At 54.9% G+C, this 22,857-nt stretch carries 25 protein-coding genes; 19 read left to right on the top strand and 6 right to left on the bottom strand.

Annotated elements, in window-relative coordinates:
- The first annotated feature begins 251 nt into the window (after nucleotides 1–251).
- Both G9X64_RS31740 and G9X64_RS31735 read left to right on the top strand, forming a co-directional pair.
- Complete coding sequence (locus G9X64_RS31740; protein ID WP_171378194.1) at nucleotides 252–2,192, top strand: DNA/RNA non-specific endonuclease; 1,941 nt, start codon at nucleotides 252–254, stop codon at nucleotides 2,190–2,192.
- A 150-nt stretch (nucleotides 2,193–2,342) separates the two neighbouring features.
- On the top strand, nucleotides 2,343–2,768 hold the full coding sequence (locus tag G9X64_RS31735; RefSeq protein WP_171378157.1) for a hypothetical protein: 426 nt from the start codon (nucleotides 2,343–2,345) through the stop codon (nucleotides 2,766–2,768).
- On the opposite strand, the gene G9X64_RS31730 is transcribed toward G9X64_RS31735, so the two are convergent.
- The 4 genes from G9X64_RS31730 to G9X64_RS31715 all read right to left on the bottom strand — a co-directional run bounded on the left by G9X64_RS31730 (nucleotide 2,752) and on the right by G9X64_RS31715 (nucleotide 7,361).
- On the bottom strand, nucleotides 2,752–3,495 hold the full coding sequence (locus G9X64_RS31730; RefSeq protein ID WP_171378156.1) for a TIR domain-containing protein: 744 nt from the start codon (nucleotides 3,493–3,495) through the stop codon (nucleotides 2,752–2,754). The genes G9X64_RS31735 and G9X64_RS31730 overlap by 17 nt on opposite strands.
- A gap of 84 nt (nucleotides 3,496–3,579) precedes the next feature.
- Nucleotides 3,580–6,177, bottom strand: a complete 2,598-nt coding sequence (locus tag G9X64_RS31725; RefSeq protein ID WP_246271101.1) for a patatin-like phospholipase family protein — start codon at nucleotides 6,175–6,177, stop codon at nucleotides 3,580–3,582.
- A 230-nt stretch (nucleotides 6,178–6,407) separates the two neighbouring features.
- Nucleotides 6,408–6,869: an Nmad2 family putative nucleotide modification protein gene (locus G9X64_RS31720; RefSeq protein ID WP_281360288.1), complete on the bottom strand. Its 462-nt coding sequence runs from the start codon at nucleotides 6,867–6,869 to the stop codon at nucleotides 6,408–6,410.
- A gap of 3 nt (nucleotides 6,870–6,872) precedes the next feature.
- The gene (locus G9X64_RS31715) at nucleotides 6,873–7,361 is read right to left on the bottom strand and encodes a TIR domain-containing protein (protein WP_130794438.1); all 489 of its coding nucleotides are present in this window, start codon (nucleotides 7,359–7,361) and stop codon (nucleotides 6,873–6,875) included.
- A gap of 26 nt (nucleotides 7,362–7,387) precedes the next feature.
- Between G9X64_RS31715 and G9X64_RS37330 the strand changes: the two genes are divergently transcribed.
- The 9 genes from G9X64_RS37330 (at nucleotide 7,388) to G9X64_RS31670 (ending at nucleotide 13,849) form a co-directional block, all read left to right on the top strand.
- Nucleotides 7,388–7,786 carry a dTMP kinase gene (locus G9X64_RS37330; protein WP_376766413.1) on the top strand — a complete coding sequence of 133 codons (399 nt, stop codon included), beginning with the start codon at nucleotides 7,388–7,390 and terminating at the stop codon, nucleotides 7,784–7,786.
- Nucleotides 7,735–8,040, top strand: a complete 306-nt coding sequence (locus G9X64_RS31705; RefSeq protein ID WP_171378154.1) for a hypothetical protein — start codon at nucleotides 7,735–7,737, stop codon at nucleotides 8,038–8,040. The genes G9X64_RS37330 and G9X64_RS31705 overlap by 52 nt, the downstream gene beginning before the upstream one ends.
- An 84-nt stretch (nucleotides 8,041–8,124) precedes the next feature.
- Complete coding sequence (locus tag G9X64_RS31700; protein ID WP_130655558.1) at nucleotides 8,125–8,607, top strand: TIR domain-containing protein; 483 nt, start codon at nucleotides 8,125–8,127, stop codon at nucleotides 8,605–8,607.
- Nucleotides 8,604–9,245: an Nmad2 family putative nucleotide modification protein gene (locus tag G9X64_RS31695; RefSeq protein ID WP_130794442.1), complete on the top strand. Its 642-nt coding sequence runs from the start codon at nucleotides 8,604–8,606 to the stop codon at nucleotides 9,243–9,245. Before G9X64_RS31700 ends, G9X64_RS31695 begins: the two co-directional genes overlap by 4 nt.
- Nucleotides 9,242–10,381: a MazG C-terminal domain-containing protein gene (locus G9X64_RS31690; protein WP_171378153.1), complete on the top strand. Its 1,140-nt coding sequence runs from the start codon at nucleotides 9,242–9,244 to the stop codon at nucleotides 10,379–10,381. The genes G9X64_RS31695 and G9X64_RS31690 overlap by 4 nt, the downstream gene beginning before the upstream one ends.
- Nucleotides 10,378–11,046, top strand: a complete 669-nt coding sequence (locus G9X64_RS31685; protein WP_171378152.1) for a uracil-DNA glycosylase — start codon at nucleotides 10,378–10,380, stop codon at nucleotides 11,044–11,046. The genes G9X64_RS31690 and G9X64_RS31685 overlap by 4 nt, the downstream gene beginning before the upstream one ends.
- A gap of 86 nt (nucleotides 11,047–11,132) precedes the next feature.
- The gene (locus tag G9X64_RS31680; protein WP_171378151.1) at nucleotides 11,133–11,708 is read left to right on the top strand and encodes a toll/interleukin-1 receptor domain-containing protein; all 576 of its coding nucleotides are present in this window, start codon (nucleotides 11,133–11,135) and stop codon (nucleotides 11,706–11,708) included.
- Between the two features lie 126 nt (nucleotides 11,709–11,834).
- On the top strand, nucleotides 11,835–13,025 hold the full coding sequence (locus G9X64_RS31675) for a toll/interleukin-1 receptor domain-containing protein (protein ID WP_130794450.1): 1,191 nt from the start codon (nucleotides 11,835–11,837) through the stop codon (nucleotides 13,023–13,025).
- Entirely contained in the window at nucleotides 13,022–13,849 is an 828-nt protein-coding gene (locus tag G9X64_RS31670) for a hypothetical protein (protein ID WP_171378150.1), read from the top strand. The genes G9X64_RS31675 and G9X64_RS31670 overlap by 4 nt, the downstream gene beginning before the upstream one ends.
- Before the next feature lie 29 nt (nucleotides 13,850–13,878).
- On the opposite strand, the gene G9X64_RS31665 is transcribed toward G9X64_RS31670, so the two are convergent.
- Entirely contained in the window at nucleotides 13,879–14,070 is a 192-nt protein-coding gene (locus tag G9X64_RS31665) for a hypothetical protein (protein WP_130872578.1), read from the bottom strand.
- A gap of 174 nt (nucleotides 14,071–14,244) precedes the next feature.
- On the opposite strand from G9X64_RS31665, the gene G9X64_RS31660 reads away from it, so the two are divergent.
- Entirely contained in the window at nucleotides 14,245–14,826 is a 582-nt protein-coding gene (locus G9X64_RS31660) for a PIN domain-containing protein (protein WP_171378149.1), read from the top strand.
- A gap of 23 nt (nucleotides 14,827–14,849) precedes the next feature.
- On the opposite strand, the gene G9X64_RS31655 is transcribed toward G9X64_RS31660, so the two are convergent.
- The gene (locus G9X64_RS31655; protein WP_171378148.1) at nucleotides 14,850–15,173 is read right to left on the bottom strand and encodes a hypothetical protein; all 324 of its coding nucleotides are present in this window, start codon (nucleotides 15,171–15,173) and stop codon (nucleotides 14,850–14,852) included.
- 135 nt (nucleotides 15,174–15,308) lie between these two features.
- Here G9X64_RS31655 and G9X64_RS31650 point away from each other — a divergent pair, with 135 nt between their 5' ends.
- The 7 genes from G9X64_RS31650 to G9X64_RS31620 all read left to right on the top strand — a co-directional run bounded on the left by G9X64_RS31650 (nucleotide 15,309) and on the right by G9X64_RS31620 (nucleotide 22,396).
- Entirely contained in the window at nucleotides 15,309–15,992 is a 684-nt protein-coding gene (locus G9X64_RS31650) for a hypothetical protein (protein WP_131710945.1), read from the top strand.
- 306 nt (nucleotides 15,993–16,298) lie between these two features.
- Nucleotides 16,299–16,556, top strand: a complete 258-nt coding sequence (locus G9X64_RS31645; RefSeq protein WP_171378147.1) for a hypothetical protein — start codon at nucleotides 16,299–16,301, stop codon at nucleotides 16,554–16,556.
- 63 nt (nucleotides 16,557–16,619) lie between these two features.
- The gene (locus G9X64_RS31640; RefSeq protein WP_171378146.1) at nucleotides 16,620–17,453 is read left to right on the top strand and encodes a hypothetical protein; all 834 of its coding nucleotides are present in this window, start codon (nucleotides 16,620–16,622) and stop codon (nucleotides 17,451–17,453) included.
- A gap of 173 nt (nucleotides 17,454–17,626) precedes the next feature.
- Complete coding sequence (locus tag G9X64_RS31635) at nucleotides 17,627–17,815, top strand: hypothetical protein (RefSeq protein WP_171378145.1); 189 nt, start codon at nucleotides 17,627–17,629, stop codon at nucleotides 17,813–17,815.
- A gap of 259 nt (nucleotides 17,816–18,074) precedes the next feature.
- Complete coding sequence (locus tag G9X64_RS31630) at nucleotides 18,075–20,384, top strand: TnsB C-terminal domain-containing protein (RefSeq protein ID WP_171378144.1); 2,310 nt, start codon at nucleotides 18,075–18,077, stop codon at nucleotides 20,382–20,384.
- 60 nt (nucleotides 20,385–20,444) lie between these two features.
- Complete coding sequence (locus G9X64_RS31625; protein ID WP_171378143.1) at nucleotides 20,445–21,506, top strand: ATP-binding protein; 1,062 nt, start codon at nucleotides 20,445–20,447, stop codon at nucleotides 21,504–21,506.
- Complete coding sequence (locus tag G9X64_RS31620) at nucleotides 21,503–22,396, top strand: TniQ family protein (RefSeq protein WP_312864208.1); 894 nt, start codon at nucleotides 21,503–21,505, stop codon at nucleotides 22,394–22,396. The genes G9X64_RS31625 and G9X64_RS31620 overlap by 4 nt, the downstream gene beginning before the upstream one ends.
- Nucleotides 22,397–22,857 lie beyond the last annotated feature (461 nt).

Genomic DNA, 22,857 nt, shown 5'->3' with positions numbered 1-22,857 from the left:
GCCGCTGGAGCTGTCAAGCCAGGTTCCTCTTTGTGCACGGTGAAATTGTACGTGGCCAGCCACTTTTGGGAAGGCCACCCGGCAGCGAGAGCGGCGGACGAGAATGAACCGCATCCGCGCAATCGGCACAAACGGCTGCACCTTGCCACAGCCCAGTTACAGTTTAAAGTAGTGGCACATCGTCAGCCGCTACCGGCATCATCAGCTGGGAAATATTGCATTTCGACATGTCGGGGCAAATCGAGGACGCAATGTCAGGCCAAAAGAATTTCACGCTGGGACGGCGAGACCTCCTAACGACCACGGATCAGAAGCTTTCCAAGGCGATGGCGGAAGCTAACGCCTCCTCTCGGGCGCTCGCAGTCACCGCCAATACTGCGCCCGCCGTTGAGCCCGCCGAGCGACTTGCAATCCGTCGAGACTTACTGGAGCCACCCCAAGCCGATCCGACCGGCTTTGAGCGTATTATCGGCAAAAGCGATCTCACGTCGATCAACTATCTGGAACGCGGCAAGAGAGCATCCATGGCCGTCTGTCGTATACGGGTGCCCTCGCCGGGTGGCGAATGGTACGGCACTGGTTTCCTCGTCGGTCCAAGGCTGCTGATGACGAATGCCCACGTTCTCGGGAGTGAAATCGAGGCGGGCCAAGCCGAGGCCGAATTCGGATACGAGCATGATGTAGACGGGGTGCTTGGGACGCCAATCCAGTTCAACCTGATGCCGCATGAAATCTTCTTCTCAGACCCGCAGGCCGACGTGACATTTGTCTCAGTGGCGCCAGTGTCCGAGAAAGGCGTTCCTTTGGAGCGCTTCGGCTGGCTCAGCCTTCTGCCCCTTTCCGGGAAAGCGGTTGAAGGAGAATGGGTCACTATAATTCAACATCCTGGCGGCGGACCAAAGCAGATCAGTATCCGCAGCAACCAAGTCGTCAACCTTAAGATACCTGGCCGGAACCTCGACGCCTTCATCCACTACCGAACCGACACAGAGCCAGGATCTTCGGGTTCGCCGGTACTCAATGATCAATGGCAGGTCGTTGCCCTTCACCACAAAGCTGTCGCAGCGCCCAGGGACACTGCAAAACCAGAGGCGCCAATCAAATGGATTGGCAACGAAGGTGTGAGGATAAGCGCAATCTTCCGGCTTCTGGAACGGAGGCGCCTGGAAAACGACCACGCTCTTCGTGTTTTGGACCGGCTGGAGCGAGCATTGGGGTTCACGCCAATGGTGCCGGAGATTTCCACGACCTCATCTGAGGTTTTGGAAGCCGACGGAAAACCATACAAGCCGACGCGCTGGGCAAAGCAGAACACGGTGTATGGATACGACCCGGACTTTCTCTCCGAGCGCTTGTCGTTGGAACAAATTATCGCACCGGTAAAAGCTCAAGCAGCACCACTGCTGAGCGGTACTGGGGTCGAACTCGTTTATAATAAGTTCTCAGTTATCATGCATGCGGACAGAAAGTTCGCATTGATCACTGCAGTGAACATAAACGGGTCGGAGCTTCGCCACCCCGGTGATCGTCCCGGCAGTTTTCGGCGCGATGCGCGGATCGCCGACGAATATCAGCCTGACGGCGAATTCTACGAAAAGGCCAAGGGAAACGACAAGGTACAGTTCAGCCGTGGTCATCTCGTCAGACGTTTCGATCCGGCTTGGGGCGGCTCTCTGGAGGAGGCTCGCAATGGAGATGAGGATTCGTTCCACTACACCAACGCCGCCCCGCAATTTCAGGCGTACAACAATGTCGACTGGGGCGATCTCGAAGATTACGTTCTGAACCAAACGCAGCTTACAGAACGCAAGGTCACCGTCCTTCAGGGCCCGATCTATCGCCCGGACGACCCGCCCTACGGCAAAGAGCGAAAGGGCGGACCGTGGAAGATTCCCCTCTCCTTCTGGAAGATCGCGGTCGTCCAAAAGACCGCGACGAATGTGTCAGCGGCCGCGTTCATTGTCGGCCAGACCCAGTATGTCGATGCTCTCTACGAGGCGAAAGTGTTCAAGGCGCTCGCACCGTACCGGTTCGAGGAACTTCGGACCCGCAAGATCCAGACGACGATCGCGACGATTGAGCGTGAGACGGGGCTGAACTTCGAACGAATTCGTCCTTTCGATGCGCACGACAGTCTGGAGTCGACGCGCCGAACACGCTGGATAAGCTCGGTGAATGATATTTTGATCTGACACGAGGAAGACGTCACTAAGCGACGGGGTGGTTGCCTGGGCAATGGAACAGCAACGTCACGGCGCGGGCACTTGAAAAGTACGCGATTGGATTGTCGTTTCTTGCAAGCGTTCGTGACTTCATGAGGGTCTCAAGCAATGGAGCATCTCATGTCAGAAATTTCGGTTCACTTTTCCTTTCCCAAGATGTTTCGCGCCGATGAAGTCGTCGGCAATCTGACCTCTTTCGACGTCGAGGAAGCAAAGAAGATAGCCAACCGCATGACCTCCCAATGGGGAGACCAGCCTTTTTCGTTTCATTTCGTACGACGCTATCTTAAATCCAATGGCAACCAAAGCTTGGAAGTAAGCCCTACCTACTTCCTTGGTGGCCACGTCCGAACTCTTGAAGACGTCTACTGCGACAAAAGGCCTGACGAGCAGATTTTGGTGGGCAATATGAGAGCGCGAGACTGTCGAAGGGTTATTACAACCCAAACACAGCCTCCCTCCCTTTTCATATTTCCAGACGATGCGGTCCTTGTTGAATGGCAGCCGGACGAGAGCGAATGCGAGATCGTTATGCCGAAATTTTGACCTTCGGCAAATACTTCTGGAGGCGGTTAACGATCGCCTCGTCGGCTTTCCAGCCGTCTTTGCCACCCCACCACTCCGCTCCGGAAATCTTGATGACCTGCCGCTCCGTCCTGTTCCCACTTTTCACCAGGAATGACTCTTCTTCCTTTGTGATCGCAATGCCTTGGCCGGAGATCCTCTTACCTTCGGTTGATCGTTTGAGATCAGTTGCCGCGAGTTCTGGAACTTTCTCGATTAGGATCTTGTCCGCTACTAAAGCCTCCACATGCGACTTTTTCGTCCGGATACCTTCCTTTTTGATCTTTCTGATCACGTTCTGCACCGCCACGATCATTCCTTCGGACGGATCGTCATCGACTACGTGATATTCGAGGTGGTGCAGGCCGTGGAGATCAGTTGGCAGCTGAAGATCATGGCTTTTCGGACATAATGTGATCGTGCGCTCGTCTCCAAGCGCCCCGTATGCCATACCGAGTTCAAATATAACATTGTCTCGCGGGCACGACCCTGGGGCCATCCCTCTTTTTGTTAAAATGTCATCCGCTGCCAAGACGAAGACCGCGAAATCCACTTCGTTGCTCAAATGAAGTAGGTTGCTCAAGAAGCTTTTGCCCGGGGCAAATTTCTTGTCCGTTACACAAGTGGCTACGCCACTGAGCTCGGCACGAAGAGCGTTTACCAGCTCAGTATTCTCGCTGGCTGATCCTATAAAGACTTTTGGAAGCATGCTCATCCCCTGAAGAAAAAACATGCCCTATAAACTACCCCAGGTTTAATAATTTGTATCTTTATGAGGGTATGACGAATTCGATTACACGCGCTGGTTAATTGATGGTTGAGCGATGAAGCTCTTCACGTACTTCTTCATCCAATCCCTCACCGCTATATCTGGTTCGCCTGCCAGCTCTTCAACGACAGCTTCCATAAAGAGCTTGTCGCCAATGTGCTCACCGAGCGAACGATAGGCTTCGAATTGGGTTTCCGAGAAAAATTGATCGGCTGTCGAATGATGCGGAAAAGTTGGTTCGTCGAGACGAAAGCGCCGAAGGAACTCGCCCTCGTTGCCAGTCAAGGAGAGCTTCACATAGAGAAGATATCCGGTCTCCCATGGACGCGCAGCGTCACCAGTCGGATAACGGACCTTGCAAAATCTGAAATGGGACCGGCTAAAACCAGAGTCCATCAACCGCAGCTCATCCAGCTCCGCATCAATGTGAATGCCCATATCAATGTAGGCAAGCCGCTGGAGGTTCGTCAGCCCATGGAAGGTCATCCTGGGATCAGACTCTCCATCGATCGCCAATATGTACCTGCACCGGCGCCGCAGTAGCTCGTAGACCCCAAGATTTTCGATGTGGCCGCCGTCCGAGATGTTGACGAAAGGCAGCTTCTCACTGGCAGTTGGAGTAAATTCGCGGAATAGGTATTGGAGACCAGGACCACGGCTCCACCAGCTCTCTTGGTTCGACATTGGCTCCTTGCTGAGTTCGCTGGGCTTTTTCAGCCAGGCGTTGAGCCGTGCGTTGAACAGCGTCAGCCAGAAACTTCCGTGCCTTGTGGTCCGTAAACCCATTTGCGGCGACACAGCAGCACCTGAAAGGGCCATGGCGGCCGCCAAATCCACTTTGGGATTACTCACCTCCCACAGCTTTGTATCATGATAACCAATCAGATTGCTCCCGGTCATGTGCGGCGTGAATGAGAAGACATCCGCAAGCCGACCTCGCATCTTTGGTTCTTTAGATCCTGGGGCGTTTAACGCGCAGTTGACGATAGGATAAAAGGAAAGTTCGGGCTGAAAGTCGCTAACGCGCGGTGACGGGTTCTCTCCATTGACGCAGATGAAAGCTGTCGCAAGCTTCGACCGGTAATAGCGATAGAGCGAAGTCTCATTCACATCGACCGCGCACCAAAGGATGACTGTCATTCCTGCAATCGCGGCGAATACGAGGGCGGTGTCGAACCGCCCTATGGTTTGGAAAACTACCAAGAATGCATGCTCGACGAAAAGGAGCACAGCGACGGTCACAGCCGAGACGATAACAGACCGGGCGTTCGCGTAAACTGCGAAAGCTGCACCAAGAAGGGCTAACAAAATCGCGCCGATCAGGAGGGTTGCGGAGAGCTCGCTTATTCCCAGGATCCAACCAGGTCCACTGGTAAGCAGTGTCACTCCGTGATGGAATACGCCTAAGGCCTTCCAGATCAGTGGCAAGCAGAACATGGCACCAAGGAAGGAATGCCACCCGTTAAGTTCGTTTAACTGCAACCTTTCTTGCCGTGACACAAAACTAAGTAAAATTAGCGCTGCAACAGGAAAACCCCAGCCAATCCATGTCGGTGCCCCGAGTGATTTCGTGAGTTCCCTACCAAACAATTCGATCGCAGCCACGAAAGCTACGACTCCGAACGCAAGCAAAACGTTGATAAACACACCGTATGTCGACCGCATCACCAAGAGAAGGCGCTCGATGACCCCGGCAGAAAGGAAACTCGCCCGCTGCCGTACGCCCATTAAAAACGGTGACTCTTGTTCTGTCCGCTTAAATGGCACTTGATCCCCGCGAAGCCCCATCCCTTCGTTCAAGCCGCTTTGGCCCAGAAGCGATGTGAGAAAACTGCCGGTATACCCACCGCCAGAAACGGTGGACATGTAATCGAACTCTGGCAGCAAATTCCGCCGCGAGAGCGCGACTAGAACACCAAGGGAGAAAGTGGCGCTCCGTATACCGCCCCCAGAAAGCGCGAGTCCGGCGGCCCAGTTTCTGGGTGAAACCTTATAGGTCTTTCTTCGGCGTTCAATGGCGTCGCGTTCCAGCCCCTCGAAATCCTCATTTCCGCCAGCCGGGCGCCAAGTTACATCCCCTGGCTCCGCTTTTTGGGTGCCCCCCAGGGCAGCTACGCCTGGGTTATAGGAAGCAGTAACCCCCTCAAGCAGCGCCAGTCCTCGCTCAAGCTCCCGCAGCGCGTTTTGAACACGGTATAGTTCAGCACGGAAGTCATCGCTTGCATCAAGCGCATCAAGGACACCCGATTGGCTAAGAGGATGCCATTTCGCAGTAAAGGGTCTCACCACTGCATTCAAAGTATGCCAAACCAGTATCTCGAATGTGCCGCATCCTACGTTCTTCGCGGTAATCGCCCGCGCTATCTTGAATAGCTCAACGATGCTTTCCAACGCTCGTTTTTCAACGCCACTTCCGTATGAAAGACGAGCAGTAGCGACCCTCGAAATCAATTCAGTCCTGAATTGATGAGCAGCGGCCATATTAGGGTTGTCAGCAGTCCAGTCGCGGTCGCCATAGGCGTCGAAGAAACCCGGCCCGAAGACGATGGCATTGGGCGGAGTCGTGAGATTTGACCGAATATTTGTCGTCATCATTCCGATCCCCAGGCTATCGTCGGTCATTTACAATTCGCAATCTGAACTATTCCGAAGTCCACCACCGCTGGATGGTCTAATCTAAAATCTTGTCATCGCTTACCGAATATCGGGCGGCGCTTTGATGAAACTGGAAGGGATCGTCAACCACGCGATTGAGGTTGGCCGACTGAGTTGTCGAGAGCCAATCAAGCAGTCCCTGACACTCGTAATTCCTATAGACCCGGTGTCCCCGGATGTTTTTGTAGCCAATTTCATCAAGAACGGCCTTCGAGACCTCCGGCGCCGCCTTCCCGAAATAAAAGGAAGTGCTCCGAGAGCAATACCCGATTCGTCCCGGTGTCGGTTTTGATGTTGTGAATATCAGGTAAACCATCGGGACGACTATGATGGGAGTCGAGCTGCTGCCATCCATCGTTGCTCTGGTGGTAAATGTTGTCACCGAGCATCATCGTACGACTTCCGTTGCGGACGGGCTTTTTGTCTTTGAATCTTGTATCCGCCCAATACTCGTCGAAGGAGACAGCTTCGGTCACCTGCATCGCAAAAATGCATCGGCTCACCGCGCCAAGCTTACCTCCGCCCATTCCAAAAACCCAGTCGTCGACCTTCGCCATGCGACGGACGATTGGCTTGCAGGTGGCGAGAGTGCAAACCCCGTGAAAAGGGTTCGGCGCGAAGCCAAAATCCCGAGCGACGACGTAGATATAGACGGCCATAGATCAGCAGCGCGATGTGGAGGGATTGTGGACCGGGGCGCGTGAAGAACCGTCAGTGTCACGGAAATTAGGGTCTGCGCCCTCCACGGCATCGATAATTGCCTCCGGATTCCAATTGACTAGATCACTGCCGTAGTCTTCGAAAGCGGGCGGAATATCCGCTTTGGTGCCTCCCCTGGTGAAAACGCCGATGATACGCTTCCCAAGTTCGTGGGCCTTCTTGATCTCCCAGTTAACCCACGGCCTTGCGTGCGTCTCTTTCCCGATAAGTACAATTACCGTCGACGCCCACGACATCTTAATCCTCAACAGGCGCTTGATCGCATTGTCGCTGACCAGGCCTTTGGCGAGACGCTCTTTGTTTGCTGGTTTAGCCCTGATGGAGCTGTTTCGGATCTCGTAGCCCTTCCGGGCCAAGGAATCCGTTAGCTTGGAGACATGCGCGTCATCCGCGTGATGATGACTAATAAAAACATGACGTCGACCAGCCATTTCTCTTCTCCAATTGTTGACGACTCATGTACCATAAGTTGAATTTGTTTTCGACAGTCGCGGGGGAAACTATGGCCGGAAAACTGTTGATATTCGAGGGACCTGACGGGGTCGGGAAATCTTCGATCGTACACGAGCTAAAACAAAGGTTACCTCGGGATTCTTCCGAGTTTCTAAGCTTTCCGGGCCGCGATGACGGCACGCTGGGGAAAGCAATCTACCGTATCCATCATGCGCCGGAGGAATTTGGCATTGCCGGTATGTCCCCGCTCGCAAAGCAGGCGCTGCATGTCGCCGCCCACATAGACGTGATCGAAACCCGTATTAGACCCTGGATTGTAGCGGGTAAGAACGTGGTTCTTGATCGGTTCTGGTGGTCGACATTGGTCTATGGAATGTCAGCGGCGGTGATCAGACGGCGCTGAAACAGCTAGTTGCCGCTGAAGAAACGGTGTGGGGCGACATCAAACCGGCGGCCGCCTTTCTTGTCGATAGGGATAGCCCGATTGACCGTGAGGGAGAAGATCTTACCGGTTGGCAGCGCCTTCGCGAAGAATATGCTCAGCTGGCTGCGGTCGAAAGCGGCAAGTATTCAGTCGTTAAAATCAGCAATATGGGGTCGCTGCCGGATGCTGTTGACTCGACTTTAGCCTCGATCTCGAAAGCTTTAGCTTCGTAAGCGGCAACCAATTCATAGCATTGAAATTTCATCGAGGCTCGCTGGCGATTTTTACGAAGCGAGTTTCAGCTAAAGGTTTTAACAGTGACGAATTTCCTCAAAAACGTCTTCATCAGTCATATCCATGAAGACGATCATGGGCTCCCAAAGCTCAAACAGATCCTGAGTGATCATAATCTTGATGTCCGAGACTCGTCTATCAACTCAAGCAATCCCAACAACGCAAATGACGAGAATTACATCAAGTATTCTATTCTTGCCCCCCAAATTGAGTGGGCCTCGACACTGATTGTCTACATCACTGCCGATACCCGCCACAGCGAGTGGGTGAACTGGGAAATCGAATATGCCGCGAGCCGGGGCAAACGGATCGTCGGCGTGTGGGCGGAGGGCGAAGAAGGTTGCGAACTGCCGGATGCCTTGAAGGAGTATCACGACGCTCTCGTCGGCTGGCACGGCAACTCCATAGTCGAGGCAATCGTAGAAGACCAAGACAAATCGGAATTGCCCGATGGCACCGCTGCGCCTGTCCTTCCGATCAAACGGCATCCTTGCGGAGTGAAATGATGAGCATTTATTCGTATATAGTAAGGTATGACAGCGGCTTCGCTCCCAATCCGTTTTACGGGATCTGTTCATTAGCAACTTGCAAGCCCCTGATCAGACAGCACGCCAAAATCGGAGACTGGGTCGTGGGATGTGGCAGCGATGATCGCACCGTCCGACGCGGTGGCCATCTAGTTTACGCAATGCGTGTCACAGACCACCTGACGTTTGACGGGTACGACTCCGAGCCACGGTTCAAGGCCAAGAAGCCGATAAGAAACGGAAGCCGAAAGCAGAGCGCGGGCGACAATATATACTATCACGCGGCAGGAATTGCTGGCTGGTCTCAGCGGGACTCCTTCCATAGCCAAGTCAGCGGCGGTCCCAACCCCAAGCACGTTGCGAACGACACGCAAGTCGATCGTGTCCTCCTGAGCGACGATTACATCTATTTCGGTGGGCAAGGACCCGAGTTCCCCGCAAACCTCGTGGATAATCGCGGCAGGCACATTTGCAAAAACGGTATTGGCCGCTCGAAATTCAAAGACGAGGTGATGGAAGGTGCATTTGTGGCCTGGATTCGCTCTCTTGGGCCAGGAGGCCTGCGAGGAGCCCCGTTCGAATGGTTGACTCTACGATCGCAAGGAGCCCAGTCATGAATTCATCGCTCGGATTGAACGATTATCAGTTGCTGGCTTCTCGCAGCGACCGGACCCGTAACAAAGGCAATGGTTTTGACCTACCTGTGCTCGGCCTGGTTGGGGAGGTGGGAAGCCTGCTGAGCGAAGTGAAGAAACGCCAGCGCGATTTCGCTGCGATCGTCGGCTATAAGCAAACCGTGCTCGAAGAACTCGGGGATACGCTTTGGTATTTGGCGATTATCGCAGATCATGCCGACATTAAGTTGGCCACGTTGGCAGGCGGTGGTCACGGTTCGGACCTAGCGTTCTCTGCGCTGCAGCCCCAACACACCCTCCCGATGAATACACCCAGCGCTCAATTCGAAAAGACGCTTCTTCGCTTGACGGCTGCGACCGGCGAGCTTGCAAGCACGGTGGATACGTCTCACGGCGATAAATCGCTCCTGCAAACCCGATTGGCTGGCGTGCTAAACCGTCTGGTGCAGGTCGCCAACGAGTCTGACGTCCTGCTCGAAGAGGCAGCTCGCGCAAACCTTCAAAAAACTGAGGATCGCTGGCCGCAGGAACGGGTATACCCTCCACTTTTCGATCAGGACTTTCCGCCTGATGAACAGCTTCCTCGGACGCTCGAAATCGACATCTACGAGCGCGAGGCAAGTAATGACAAACGCTACGTGCTCCAGAGCTGCAGAGGCCTGTTCATAGGAGACCGGCTAACGGACAACATCATGGAGCCCGACGACTACCGCTTCCACGATGTCTTTCACTATGCTTATGCCGCAGTTCTCGGATGGTCACCCGTCACCCGAGCGCTTCTCAAGCGCAAGCGGAAGAGCAAGGTCCGCGTCGACGAAGGCGAAGACGGTGGACGGGCGATCCAGGTTGAAGAAGGTTTGGCGACCTATGTGTTTGGTGTCGCGAAAGAATTCGAATTTTTTGCCGATCAGAAGCCGGGTGACCTCAGTCTCACTCTTTTAAAGAACGTCCGACAATTCGCCAAGGGCTACGAGGTGAACGCCTCACCCCTTTGGCTGTGGGAAGATGCCATCCTTCAAGGAAACCACGCGTTCCGATATCTGAGAGATAATCGTCGCGGCCGGATCAAGCTTGATGTAGAGAAGCGGTCGCTATCGATAGAGGAACTTCCGCAATGAACACCACCGAGTTCGTTGAGACATTGGCCGACCTTTCCTTCAAGGACGCCTTCAATCCGTACTCGGATGCTTGCGGAGATTTCGATCAGGACGACGCTCCGGCTATCCGCCGAATGAACCTCAAGCTCGTCCTGGATGCAGCGATCGATCGCAAAGTCGATTCTATCTGGATTGCTCGCGACCTTGGATATCGAGGCGGACGACGCACCGGCCTCGCATTGACCGATGAAGCTCACCTGACAGACCACTCGGTTCTTTACGGGGACCTCCCTCTCGTCCGCGCGACGAAGGGTCCGGCATTGGCCGAGCGAACCGCGAGCGTCATCTGGCAGACCCTCAACCGGATCCAACGGCCCGTCTTCCTGTGGAACGTGTTTCCCCTCCACCCGCATGAACACGGCGATCCTCAGTCCAATCGGTGCCATACACGCGGCGAGCGGAATGCCTGCCGCCCACTGCTCAGCTGGCTTCTTGACGTGCTCGACCCAAGGGTGGTTGTGGCCGTCGGGCGCGACGCGCAGCTTGCCCTCGCCGATCTCGGCATAGATGCAATGCAAGTTCGTCACCCAAGCTATGGCGGGCAGAGTGATTTCATCTCTGGGATCGAAGGACTCTACGATTTGCCTTCCGCCTCCAAAGCTACCCAGCAGCTGGCCATGTTCTGAACCGCGGCTAGTCGACACCTGTCTAATTTCTTGCACGTCAAGGCGTCGAGCATCTGGACACCCCTTGATATCTATGGAGCAATTTTATGGCGACATTCACAGAAGCTGCGATCAGAGCGCGTGCCCAGGCTACAACGGTACGCGTTCAAAAAACCGCTACGGCAATCCTGGAACAGGCCTCAGTGAGCCTTCCGACCGAATTCGACGTCTTCCTCAGTTACTCGTCGCAAGAGCAGAGCGAAGTGATTTTAGGCGTCAAGGAAACCTTGAAGGATTATGGATTGACGGCTTACGTCGATAAGTTTGACGATCCAAACCTTGCCCCTGACAACGTCACAAAAGCGACCGCCGAAACTCTCCGGAGGCGGCTTCGACAGTCGAAGTCTCTTCTCTTTTTGCACAGCGAGAACTCGAACGTGTCGAAATGGATGCCTTGGGAACTCGGCTACTTCGACGGATACCGTTCGAAGGTGGGCATCTTCCCGGTGACAAAAAACGTACTCAGCAAGTACGTGGGACAAGAGTACCTTGGAATTTACCCATATGTGGGCAATGCGAAGGATAGAAGCGGCCAGGAGCGGCTTTGGATCTGGGAAACCGAGTCAAAATATGCCGTCTATAATGAGTGGGTAAAAGACAATGACAAAATAAACGAGCGGTAGGCCGCCTGAGAGCCTCGCCGCAACCCGCTTGCTTATCTCCACCAAATACCCGTCTTATGTAATCTCAAGGCATACTTGTGACAAAACCCCTTCCTCGCCTGCAATCTGGGCGAACGCGAGATACCGATGGTCGACACGGCACGCCCGTTTCTGGTTGTTTACATTGTCTGGCATCCCAATTTCGATTTGGGGCCAAAGGTGGCGAAAGCACTGTTCGAGCACTTCCGCAGGGAGAACTATGAACGGATTACCGGGGGTACCGGCATCAGCGTCGTCTATCGCTTCGCGATCGCAGACGGGACAAAAAGGCCCTTGCCTATCGATTTCAGTTCCGCCGAAACGTCTGCTGTAATCGTTCTGGCAGATCAACAGTTCTCAAAAGACCCGATATGGACCTCTTACCTTGAGGAGATAGTCGCTCAGACTGCAGCGACCGGCCTCGCGACTAGGCTCTTCCCGGTGGCAATGGACGCCGGAGTGCTTGATGCCCTCAAGCTGGACGAGCAGGCACTTCGGTGGTTCAAATGGAAGGGCAGCCTTGCTGATCTCACTGCCACACTGATCGGCCATTTGACCTACCAGTTCTGCAGGATGCTCCGGCACTACCTGGAGCATCTGAGACGCCCGGGTGAGACCAGAGAGGCTTTGCGCGGGTACCTGAAGAAAGTCGATATATTCCTCAGTCATTCGAAGCATGATCCCAACGACGCCGGGGAGCGCATCGCCAAGGCAATTCGCAAGCAGCTCACGACCCGTGATGGTCTGGACAGTTTCTTCGACGTTTACGACATCCCACCTGGCGTCAAATTTCAGGATGTTCTGCTTTCTCAGATCGAGGTGAGTGCCGTCGTGGCGATACATACGGACTCGTTCTCATCGAGAGAATGGTGTCGCCGTGAGATTATTGAAGCTAAACGCCACCACAGACCTCTCGTCATCGCGAACTGCATTAGCGACAAAGACGAACGCGGCTTTCCCTACCTTGGAAATGTACCAATTATCCGGTTGGATGACCGAAAATTGACGCGTGTTGATGTTGTCATACGCGCGTTGTTGGATGAAATTTTGCGAGACTTCCTTTGGCAGTGTAGAGTCGAGCTCATGCGTCCAAAAGCTTCCCCGGGTGTCACGTTCTTGCCCAGGCCACCTGAACTCATTTCGCTTGCGGCGCTCGTGCCTGCGACTGAGGGAGAGCCTACAATTATCGTGTACCCGGACCCTCCCCTGGGCGCCGAGGAACAACGACTATTTCACGATATCGCCTCGCATATCCAGCTACGTAGTGCCACGGAATGGTTGGCGGGAGCAGTTCGATGACCTACCGGGAAGTTCTGGACAACAAATCGATTGCGGTCTCCACTTCAGAAAGCCCAGACATGCCAGGCTTGGGGCTGCAGGCGGAACATCTTCGCGACGCGATGACTGAGATTGCGCGGCATACACTCGCACTTGGCGCAAAGCTCGTTTACGGCGGGGACCTCCGCACCGACGGTTTTAGCAACCTCCTATTCGAGCTTGCCGCGCGATACCGCCGCGATACGATCAATCCACGCAAACTAGGTGTGACCAACTATCTCGCTTGGCCGGTCCATATTCGGCAAGAACCAGAACAGTTGGACCAAGCATCTGCCGATCTGGAGGGAGTCGCCGAGCTTCGGCTGTTAGACATCAACGGCAAAGACCTCGATCTGAAAGAGCGCCACAATCTGAAAACCCATCAGCCGACGGAGCCAGAATGGGCGCTTGGACTATCCTCAATGCGACACAAGATGCTGGCGGAAACCGATGCCAGGATCATCCTTGGAGGCCGCGTCGACAAGTTTATGGGAGACATGCCGGGAATCGCCGAGGAGGCGCTTCATTCGCTTCAAGCAAAACAGCCGCTTTACGTCATGGGCGGGTTCGGCGGCTGCGCTCGCGATGTTGCCGAGGAAATCGGCGTGCTGGAGCCGAATAGCGTGCGTGAATGGCCCGGCCGAGACAAATTCAACTCGTTCAAGGGCAAGAAGCTAAACAACGGTTTGTCTGCAGAAGAGAACCGGGTTCTCGCGAGCACTCCGCATGTCGACCAGGCCATTGTCTTGATCTTGCGCGGCTTAACAAAGGCTAACCTCGGCTCGCAAGGTGGGATGACCGCTTAGCCATGTGATCGCCCCACTATGTCGGGGCGTCACTCCGAGACGCGGCCGCCCTTAGTAAGATATTCACGGCCCTTGTCGGAAACAGACTCAGAAGAGATCGTCACAGAAAACACGTCTTTGCCCAGCTGCACACGCAAGCCGTTGGCGGCACGCACTTTCTCAAGGAAATCTATGATTTCCTTGTCGCCCTCACCCAGCACAAAAATTTCCTTAGACGGCATTCGCGTGAGTCGTTCCGCATTTCTTGTAAATTTCCTTAGCACGGAATTCCGAGCCTGTAGAGCGACATCCAGCAGCTCCACCGGCGCGGCAAACACACCCCGATATTTCGCAGAAATTGTTATCGATCAATTAACCACACTCTCGGCACCCTTTTTCAGCAGAGAGGACGCGTCATGAAAACAGCATTTCTGCTAGACACGTGCGTGATCAGCGAGACTGCCCTGCCCCGGCCAAGAGAGAGCGTAATCGACTTTCTCGCCACAGCGGACAATTACTTCATACCAGCGGGCGCCCTGATGGAACTGCAGATGGGAATAACCAAAGTCTGCGCCACCAACCCGCTAAAGGCTGTAAAGCTGAGCGCTTGGTATCACGAGCTCGTACGAGCGGGGATCCCGATTATTGAAACCGACCGGGAGGTCAGCGAGACCTGGGGTGTTTTGTCGGCCGATCCACGGCTCCAGCGCCTGACCCAAGGTGGTAATGGAAAGAAGCCGCGAGGTGGCCAAGACCTCCATATCGCTGCTGCCGCGCTGGTTCGGCGATTGCCGATCGCGACAATGAACGTCAGCGACTTCATGCTAATCCATGAATGCTATCCCCTTCCTGGGATCTACGACCCACTTGCAAATCAGTGGCACACCCGCATGGAGCCGTTGGCTGATCTTTATCCGTTGGTGGCCAATGACTCTTTCGAAGAGAACGAAGGCATTGAAACATCGCCCCTATTTGCCCTCTTGAACGGTGCTGACTAATCTGACTCGTGCTTTTGAGCTGGTTAATCGACCGGCCTGACCGATACTTGTGTTCCGCTTTGGTGGACGATCCCAAGGGTGCGGATGAGGTCCGCGGTTTCCAGCAGTGCTTTCGCCTGTTTCTCATGTGAAAGGCGCTCGACACCTTCTGAAGCAAGCTTCAATCGGACTAAGGCATCGTTTGCCGTACCGTCGGAAGGAATTCCCACTGCTTGTCGAAGATCCCGAATGGTTGCGATCGACCTCTGAAGCAACCGCCGCACCTCAGAAATCGAAAGTATCTCGATTTGATTGGCAGCACGAACGAGTTCGGACACGAATCCAGAGGTGAGGTTCATATTCGGCATTGAAGCTGTGCTGCGGGGATGGTGGAAGGTGATTAGCTTTTAACGTCGTACCACATCCCAGACCGTGTGTGACACTGGGCTTCTTTCTTGCGGACGCAGCTTGTAAAACATTCTGAACCAAACCGAGCATCAGTCATGACCGCCGATCACACCATTTACCAGCCTTACAGATTCAACAGGCTAGCCAAAGCCGCGCAGTTGCGTGCAAGCTCCGCAGCGCACGCGGAGCTGGATGAGCATCAGTCTGACGTTTCCGACCTGCTGCTAGCGGACATGCCGCAGATTATGGCCGCCATCAACCGCTTCACAGTGATGTTCAACGCCTGGAATGATCATGGGCGGCAGGTTTTTGATATGGCCGAGCCCATGCAAGCGCTTGCCGGGACGCAGGTGGCGGCGCCCGCACAGATCCCAGATGACGGTTATCCAGAAGCATTCTATGTACACTTCGGCTTGACTGCGGGCCTAAAGACAACAGCAGGCGATTTCATTGATGGCGCCCTGGTCATCCTCTCAAGCAATTCGGGGAAATCCAGCCTACATTGTGCGTTTGTGTGCGGCTCAGATGCTTCGGGAATTACGGATGACGCGTCGCTCGCACGGATCCTGCGCACACAGGGGCGTCTAGCTTTTGCCGCTGCGCCTCTCGCGGATCTATCCGCAATAACCCTGTCGCAGACTGTCGGCGACCCAATGGTCTCTTCTGATGAGGTGATGAGTGAAGCGGTAACACGACTCCTCCTGGCATTATCCTATCTTGCAGAACCGATGCCGAAGGCTCAGATCTCAAACCACGAGACCATCTTCAAACCCTTTTGACAATGCCGCGGCCATGATGTCCCCATTTGGAGCAGGCCGTTGCGGTCAATGCTTGGCGTTAACCATGTTTTTAGAAAGTAAACCATTTCGATACGATCTGAGATCCGCGCCTCTTTCCTATCGTTAAAGCCTGTGTTTCATTGGGACATCGATAACGAAAGCGCTTAGGGGCGAAGGTCGTGCGATACTTAGGACATGCCATAGCAGTTTGGCTATGGGTACACCGTTAGGCCTGTTAGTTCGATCGCGGTCGTTCTAGCTAACGGTTTGCCCTCCAAACAATCCAGTTTGTTATGGAGGCCGAGCATGTCCATCTACCACCCCACGCCTGAATCGTCTGCAAATCCCAATGATTGGACGCCTTCGTTCAAGGCGTTCACAGAGCTGTTCTTCCGGCGCTCGTTCGAACCTCTGGGCTACGATGCGCCCACCTCCAACAATGTGGTCATCTCCCTTGCCGAAGCCGCCACCAAGGCCGTTGTCGACGAATATCACGCACCTGACGGCCCCGATGCCGACCCGCCCGCGTCCCCTGATCGTCCTGTCATAACCGTCCATCGCTGATTCCAGCGAACCAATCACCCCATCTTTATTGATTGGTGGCACAGCCGTGTCCGGAACAGGAATGTGATGACGACCAAGCGGGTTCTTCGCTACATGATCGAATGCGAGCACGGCATCGACAATTACGTCGATGACGAGCCGACGGTATACGACCAAGCTCTCGGGGATTACGCACCTGCAGGTGAGTTCGTAACCGTTCGCTTCTATGACGACGATGGGGTCGCGCACGATGCCGAGCTTTGGACGGGGCATAAGGCTTCCACCGGGACGCGACAGCCACCAAAGCGTACGAAATCGCACGCTCGTGGTTACATCGTAGACCCGCGGACCAATCGCGCCATCGGTTTCAGCAGCACCTACGAACTGACTTGTATCCTTTTTCTGATGGCAAGCAGTGCGGTTGTCGAGATCGAGGACCAGCCACCCGCAGTCACATATTTTGATGCCGACGGCAAGAAGCGCAAGCACATCTATGACCTTCGAGCGAGCCTGAAGAACGGCCTTAAGATCGTTTACCCGATCAAGCCCGTCGACCAGCTCGAGAAGTCCAAAATCAAAGATGTTGTCGAGCGCACTAAGCCCCATTTGGACGGCTTCGCTGACAAGGTTGTCCTCCTGACTGATCGTACTTTGACGCGCGATGTCGCTTGGAACAGCAAGAGCATCGTACATGCTCATAAAGTTCGCGATGAGGCCGACTGCCAGTACATGCTCGACCTCGTAAGAGACATCCGGGGTGAGTTCAGCGCCTACAAGGTTGCCCGGACCTTCAAGCGTTTTGCCGATGGTTTCAATGCCATTTTGTGCCTACTCTACGACGGCGTTCTCGAACTCGTTCAGCCACACCGCAAGCTTATCGACGCACCGTACGTGCGCGTCCGGCAGGAAGAGGAGTGACTCCGATGCGTCAAGTCTCATCGTTGTTGCTGCATCATCATCGGGCTGGTCCAACCGCTGCCCGCCCTCCACCCTAAGCGGCCAGCACCTCTCCACTCTCATACGCGCCAATTGGCGCTCGTCGACGGCCGCATGAGGCTGATCGGGAACGCTTGCCTAAAAGGAACCATGCAATGACCAACACAATCTGCAACGAGCTGCTCGCGAAGCATTCAGGTGATCTGACCGCCTTTGGTACTCGCCAGCGCGTTGAGGTCGACGAGTACGCCTGCGATCTTGCAACATTTTTCTACGCGAGTGGTGCGTGGACTTTTCAAGAGAGCACGGACGAGGTCCTTAGCGACAGCGAAAACCAGTCTTAAACCGCGCTCCCCGCTAAGGTCTCAACCCACAATGACCATCGTTCATCGATCCACGGGGTGCATTCGGAGGCTGCCGTCTTGGTAACGATCTTCCGCACTCGCAGCATTTGCCGGTCCTTGGGAATCTGGCCAGCTGCTCCGCCGTAGCACGGCCGCTCACCTCACTCTTCTGCAGACCAGGGCTCTCAGTGGGTCCTGGCTAAATCGGCCGGAAAGGCCGCGTGAGAATTCTTGTGCGTTTTCAAAGGAGTTAAGCAAAATGGCCGCTGCACTGAACGCCTACCGCTACCGCGAAGAGAACCAATTCGAATACCGCATCTATTCCTTCTACAAAGGCGACCGCGTCGAAGATCGCGACATCATGTACGAGTGGCAGCGCTCCGCTCAGGATGGTCATTGGTTCCTGCGCGTCGGCGATCCCGGTCCCGAGGAGTTCTTCTCACATATCGATTTGCACAAGGGATTCCATCGCCCAAAAAACCCGATGGGTTACATCCCGCGTCGCCGCCCTCAGCACGGCCATTTTGCTTCGACCGATATCTCAAGCCTGCTCAGTCCCCTCAAGCCCGATGAGCAGAAGCACATCCTCTTCTGCGTAGATTGGTGCAAGCGGTTCGCAAACGCCTACGAACGCGGCGAGGTAAAGCGTACCAAAGCAGATGCCGCACGTTGGGCTACCGAACAGCACGCGCTGATCGTCGCGGCGGCGGAGAAGCTGCATGAGGATGAAGGCCGAAAACGCCAGACCATGGAAACCATTCCCGCTGCGCCCAAGGGAGGAACACTTCTCGACTGGGTAACGCGCTACGAGCGTGCGGACTACGATCCCATCGTGTTTTACGACAACACTGGTAAGGGCCGGAGAGAACATTTTACCGCGCCCGAATTGGTGATTATCAATGAGCATGTCGCACTCAAGGCGTCGTCGGATCGAACGGCAATCACCGAGCTCTATGAAATGCTGGGAGCGGCTTTCGATCGAGAGAACGACGCGATCCGAAAGAAGAACAAGGATTTAGGTGCGAAGGTTCATGAAGAACTTCGGGTTCCGAACATCGATACGTTTCGCGAGCGCTGCAATCAGATTCCGAGAGGCCATATTGAGTTAGCTTATCTGGGAAAGGAGGCAGCACGGAATAAGAATGCTGCAGTTCGCTTCGGCATCGACACCGATCGACCACTTGAGCGGATCGAACTTGACGAAAGCCAAGTCGACCTCATGACGATCATGATGCTTGCAGGCTTGTGGAACAAGCTCACGAAAGCAGAGAAAGATGTCGTTTCACGGGTCCGACTTTGGATCACAGCGGCTATCGACACCGCTACAAAAAACCTTCTTGGGCTTCGCTTCCATCCAGAAGAACCGAGCGCTTCGACGGCCGTTGCCACTCTGGGCATGGTCTTTCAAGACAAGTCACAGCTCTCCGAGACCCTTGGTTGCGTAACCAGGTGGAAGCAGCAGGGCAATGCCGAGGAAGTGGTCATTGACTCCGCCACTTGGCTGGCGAGCATGGCAATGCGCGTAGCGGTGCTTGACGCCGGTGCATGCTTCTTCCAGCCGAAAGCGGGCGACCCTCGCTCGAAAGGTACGATCGAACGGTGGTTCCGCACCATCAATCGGGATGCGCTCGCAACCTTTGCCGGACGTACGTGGGGCAGTCCAGATGAGATGGGCGACCTTACTGCGTCAGAGCAGGCCAGCATCGCGTATGATCAGTACGCGGAACTCATGTATCGCTTCCTGATCGATGTCTACCACAACACTGCGCACTACGGGCTTCAGGGGGAAACGCCGCTTGCAGCCTGGGAGCGCCTGAACAAGTTTTACAAGCCTACGCCGCCCATGTCTCAGAACATTCATCGCCACATTTTTGGCGTTAAGGGCACCCGTAAGCTCACAAACGCAGGTATCCGGTTCCTTGGCATCCAGTATTGGTCCAAGGCTCTCCATCACCTCTTCCTGAAGAAGGATATCGAGGTCGAAATCCGAGTAGGTATTTCGGACCTTGGCATGATTTCCGTCAAACATGAGCAAGGCTGGTTGAACGTCCCAGCTCTGCATCAGGAATTCGCGGGCATGAGTGTTTGGAAGTGGATAGCGTTCAACAAACGTCTTCGCATCCTGAACCAGACGACGGCAAAGGTTCACCGTTCGGTTGCTCTCAGGGCCAAGGAATATCTTCGAAATCAAGCTGAGATCGCTCGCGCTGAAGCGCAGCTCGGAACAGCGGTCGTTAACGACGACGACTTTAAGCGCTGGGAAAAGAGCCTCGCTCACACGGTCGAGATCATCGATGACGAAGAGGAAGAAGTGCCTGTACTGCACGATGAGTCGAACCTGATCGACCTCTACAGCGACATGCATGCTGGAATGCTGCTGGCCCGCGAGGAGGCCAAGGCGCAAAAGCGGGCGGCAGAACACGCCAAGACGTCTAAGCGGGGCAATAGCGACCGCTCGAAGCGTCCGTCGGCGAGCGTGGAGGCAGCGCCTGCTACCGATCGCTCCTCATCATCGCTTGACCCCGCACGGGCCATCGCCCCCAGCACCTCCAGCCGCTTCGATCGCTAGCCATGCCGCGCCCGGAAGACCGGGCTCGGCATCCCTTGTTTTCAAAAAGAGGTACCGTTTATGACCACTGCAACGACCATGATTAGCCCCTCCATCGCCCGCATTCGCGCACTGCAACCTGCGCATCGTCTCCTGAAGGCGGATCGTATCGCACATATGAACGGTCGATATATCGGTCTAAAGCGCGACGAAAGCCTTGCATATGATCTCGATGCCCAGGAAACCAGCATTGCTGTTTCCGAAATTGGGAAGTTTTCCCGTCCTGACAAGCGCCGGATCATCGCCGTGTTGGGCGAATCCGGCGCGGGCAAAACCACCGCTTTGTTCGAGCACATCAACCAGCGTCCCGCGATGCTGCCCTACGTTGACGACGACGGCAACGAGTTCGATCCCGTTCTCTCATTTACCAACCCCTCGCCAAACACTCCGTTGCTTTTCGTATTGGAGGGTCTTCACGCACTCAAGTTTCCCATCCGCAAGAAAATGCAAGAAAATGAGGCCTGGCAGGTGTTCCGTTCTGCCTTGAAAGCACGACGGGTTCATTGGGTCTTCGTCGACGAAGCGCAGCACGCCATCGACACCGCCAATGTGATCGAGATCACCAAGATCGCAAATGCTTTCAAGAACCTGGTGCAGATGCCCGACTGGCCGGTGCGCCTGATTTTGGCGGGCGTAGAGCCCCTTGGTTCTTTTCTCACGATAAAGCAGCTCACCAATCGCCATACCGTCGTCCACTTCGAAAAGATGAAAGACGCCGTCGGCATTGCCACCATCCAGCACGCTGCAAAGACGATCATTACCGAGCATGCCTCCCTTAAAACCGCGCTGCATGATGATCCGGAATTCGTCCACCGCCTGGCGCATGCTGGCGAGCACGATTTCGGAACGGTCACCCAGATCATTCGCGCGGCAACTGAAAATGCGATCTGGGACGACGACGTCGTCGTGACCGACGAGCACTTCAAGAAGGCGTACAGCCACTTTTCGGGCTGCGGTCCACTCGATAACATCTTCTCTGTGGCACACTGGAGCGAAATCACCCCACGGCTGGCCAAACTTCGTGAGGCGGACCGCCTCTGGCAGAAAGAGCATCCCCGTCATGCAAAGGTACTCGGCCTGTGAGTACCATCCGACCAGTAGTGAAATTCAATCCGGGAGAACCAGTCGGGAGTTTCTGCTCGCGGTTGGCGGCGGCGTACGGGTTGAGGTCGGCATCTTACTTTGCTGAGCTTTTCGAATTTAGTTTCTGGGGCCTGCTCAATGGCGGGCCCCGGGACATGCGAATTTTCGCCGAGATCACAGGTGTTCCTACGACACGTCTGGATGTCGGGGTCGCTTCGGTCGGACGCGATGTCATGATCAATGGGCACCGCTTCGCGAGGCGGTTCGTGGATCCCCTCCGCTGCAGACTTTGTCCCCAATGTGTGATCGACGGGATGGGACCGCAGCACAACCCCACTCGCTCTTATTCGAAGGTGGAATGGGCGCTCAAGTCGATGCGCTGCTGCCCCATTCATGATCGCGAATTGATGACCTTCAAGGGGCGGACATGGCAAGACAGCGCAGATTTCGCCTGGGTCGTACGCGAGAACCTTAAGCTGATCGAACGCTCCACATCCCAGCTCCGGTCGTCACCATTCGAACCGTACGTGTCGCTGCGCCTCAACGAGGACCTTGTTTCCGACGCGTGGCTCGACGCGCTCCCACTGCAAACAGCGATCCACTTTACAGAAACGCTGGGTGCGGTAATGCGGCATGGAAGCGAACCTGATCTGGAAACACTGACATCGTCGGAATGGGTGGATGCGGGTCGTGAGGGGATCGCAGTCACCAGCGCTGGGCTGGCAGCTGTCAAAGAGGTGCTCCACGAAATCGCTTCGCGTCCGATGCCGCGCGGAAGAAAATCACTGACGATGGTATTCGGCAGACTGGCTGCCGAGGTCTTGGAGTTTGAAAATGATCCAGGCTACCGCGAAGTCATTTCAATTATGAGAGAGGTCGTTGGGGAATGATCGGCGCAGACTGATCAACTAGATCTCTTCTTCGACCTCAACTAGCCAATCGTGCGACCAACGCTCCGCAATCGATCAATCAATGACGATGCGCTTGAGGCTCGCGGCAAACGCCCTGTCTTTTCCTCCCCGCGTTCCTTTAGCTGTTCCGCTTCTCAGCAAATGTCTCGTCAGACGCTGGGCGGTTCCCTCTTTGGCGCTTTAGACGACGCGACGTCGCGTTACCCCCCGAGAAAAGACAATCCGGCAGTTTCACCAAGTTGTCGCCTGGGATCCTGCCTCCTCGAAATCGTAGGAAGTGACTTGCACATGCACGGACTTAATTTTTCAAGCAGCTGGAAATAAATTCCACAAGAACGACTTGAATTGACCCGTTTTTAGGCCGTCAGGATTCAATCCGAGACTAGGAGCTGTGGACACTTATCTGAGCCATAGGATTGTTGCGGCCAAAGCGAGCATGG

This window comes from Rhizobium sophorae (assembly GCF_013087515.1).
Lineage (GTDB): Bacteria > Pseudomonadota > Alphaproteobacteria > Rhizobiales > Rhizobiaceae > Rhizobium > Rhizobium sophorae.
The sequence above is the reverse complement of the archived record's forward strand: the minus strand, read 5'-3'. Positions and strand labels throughout refer to the sequence as shown.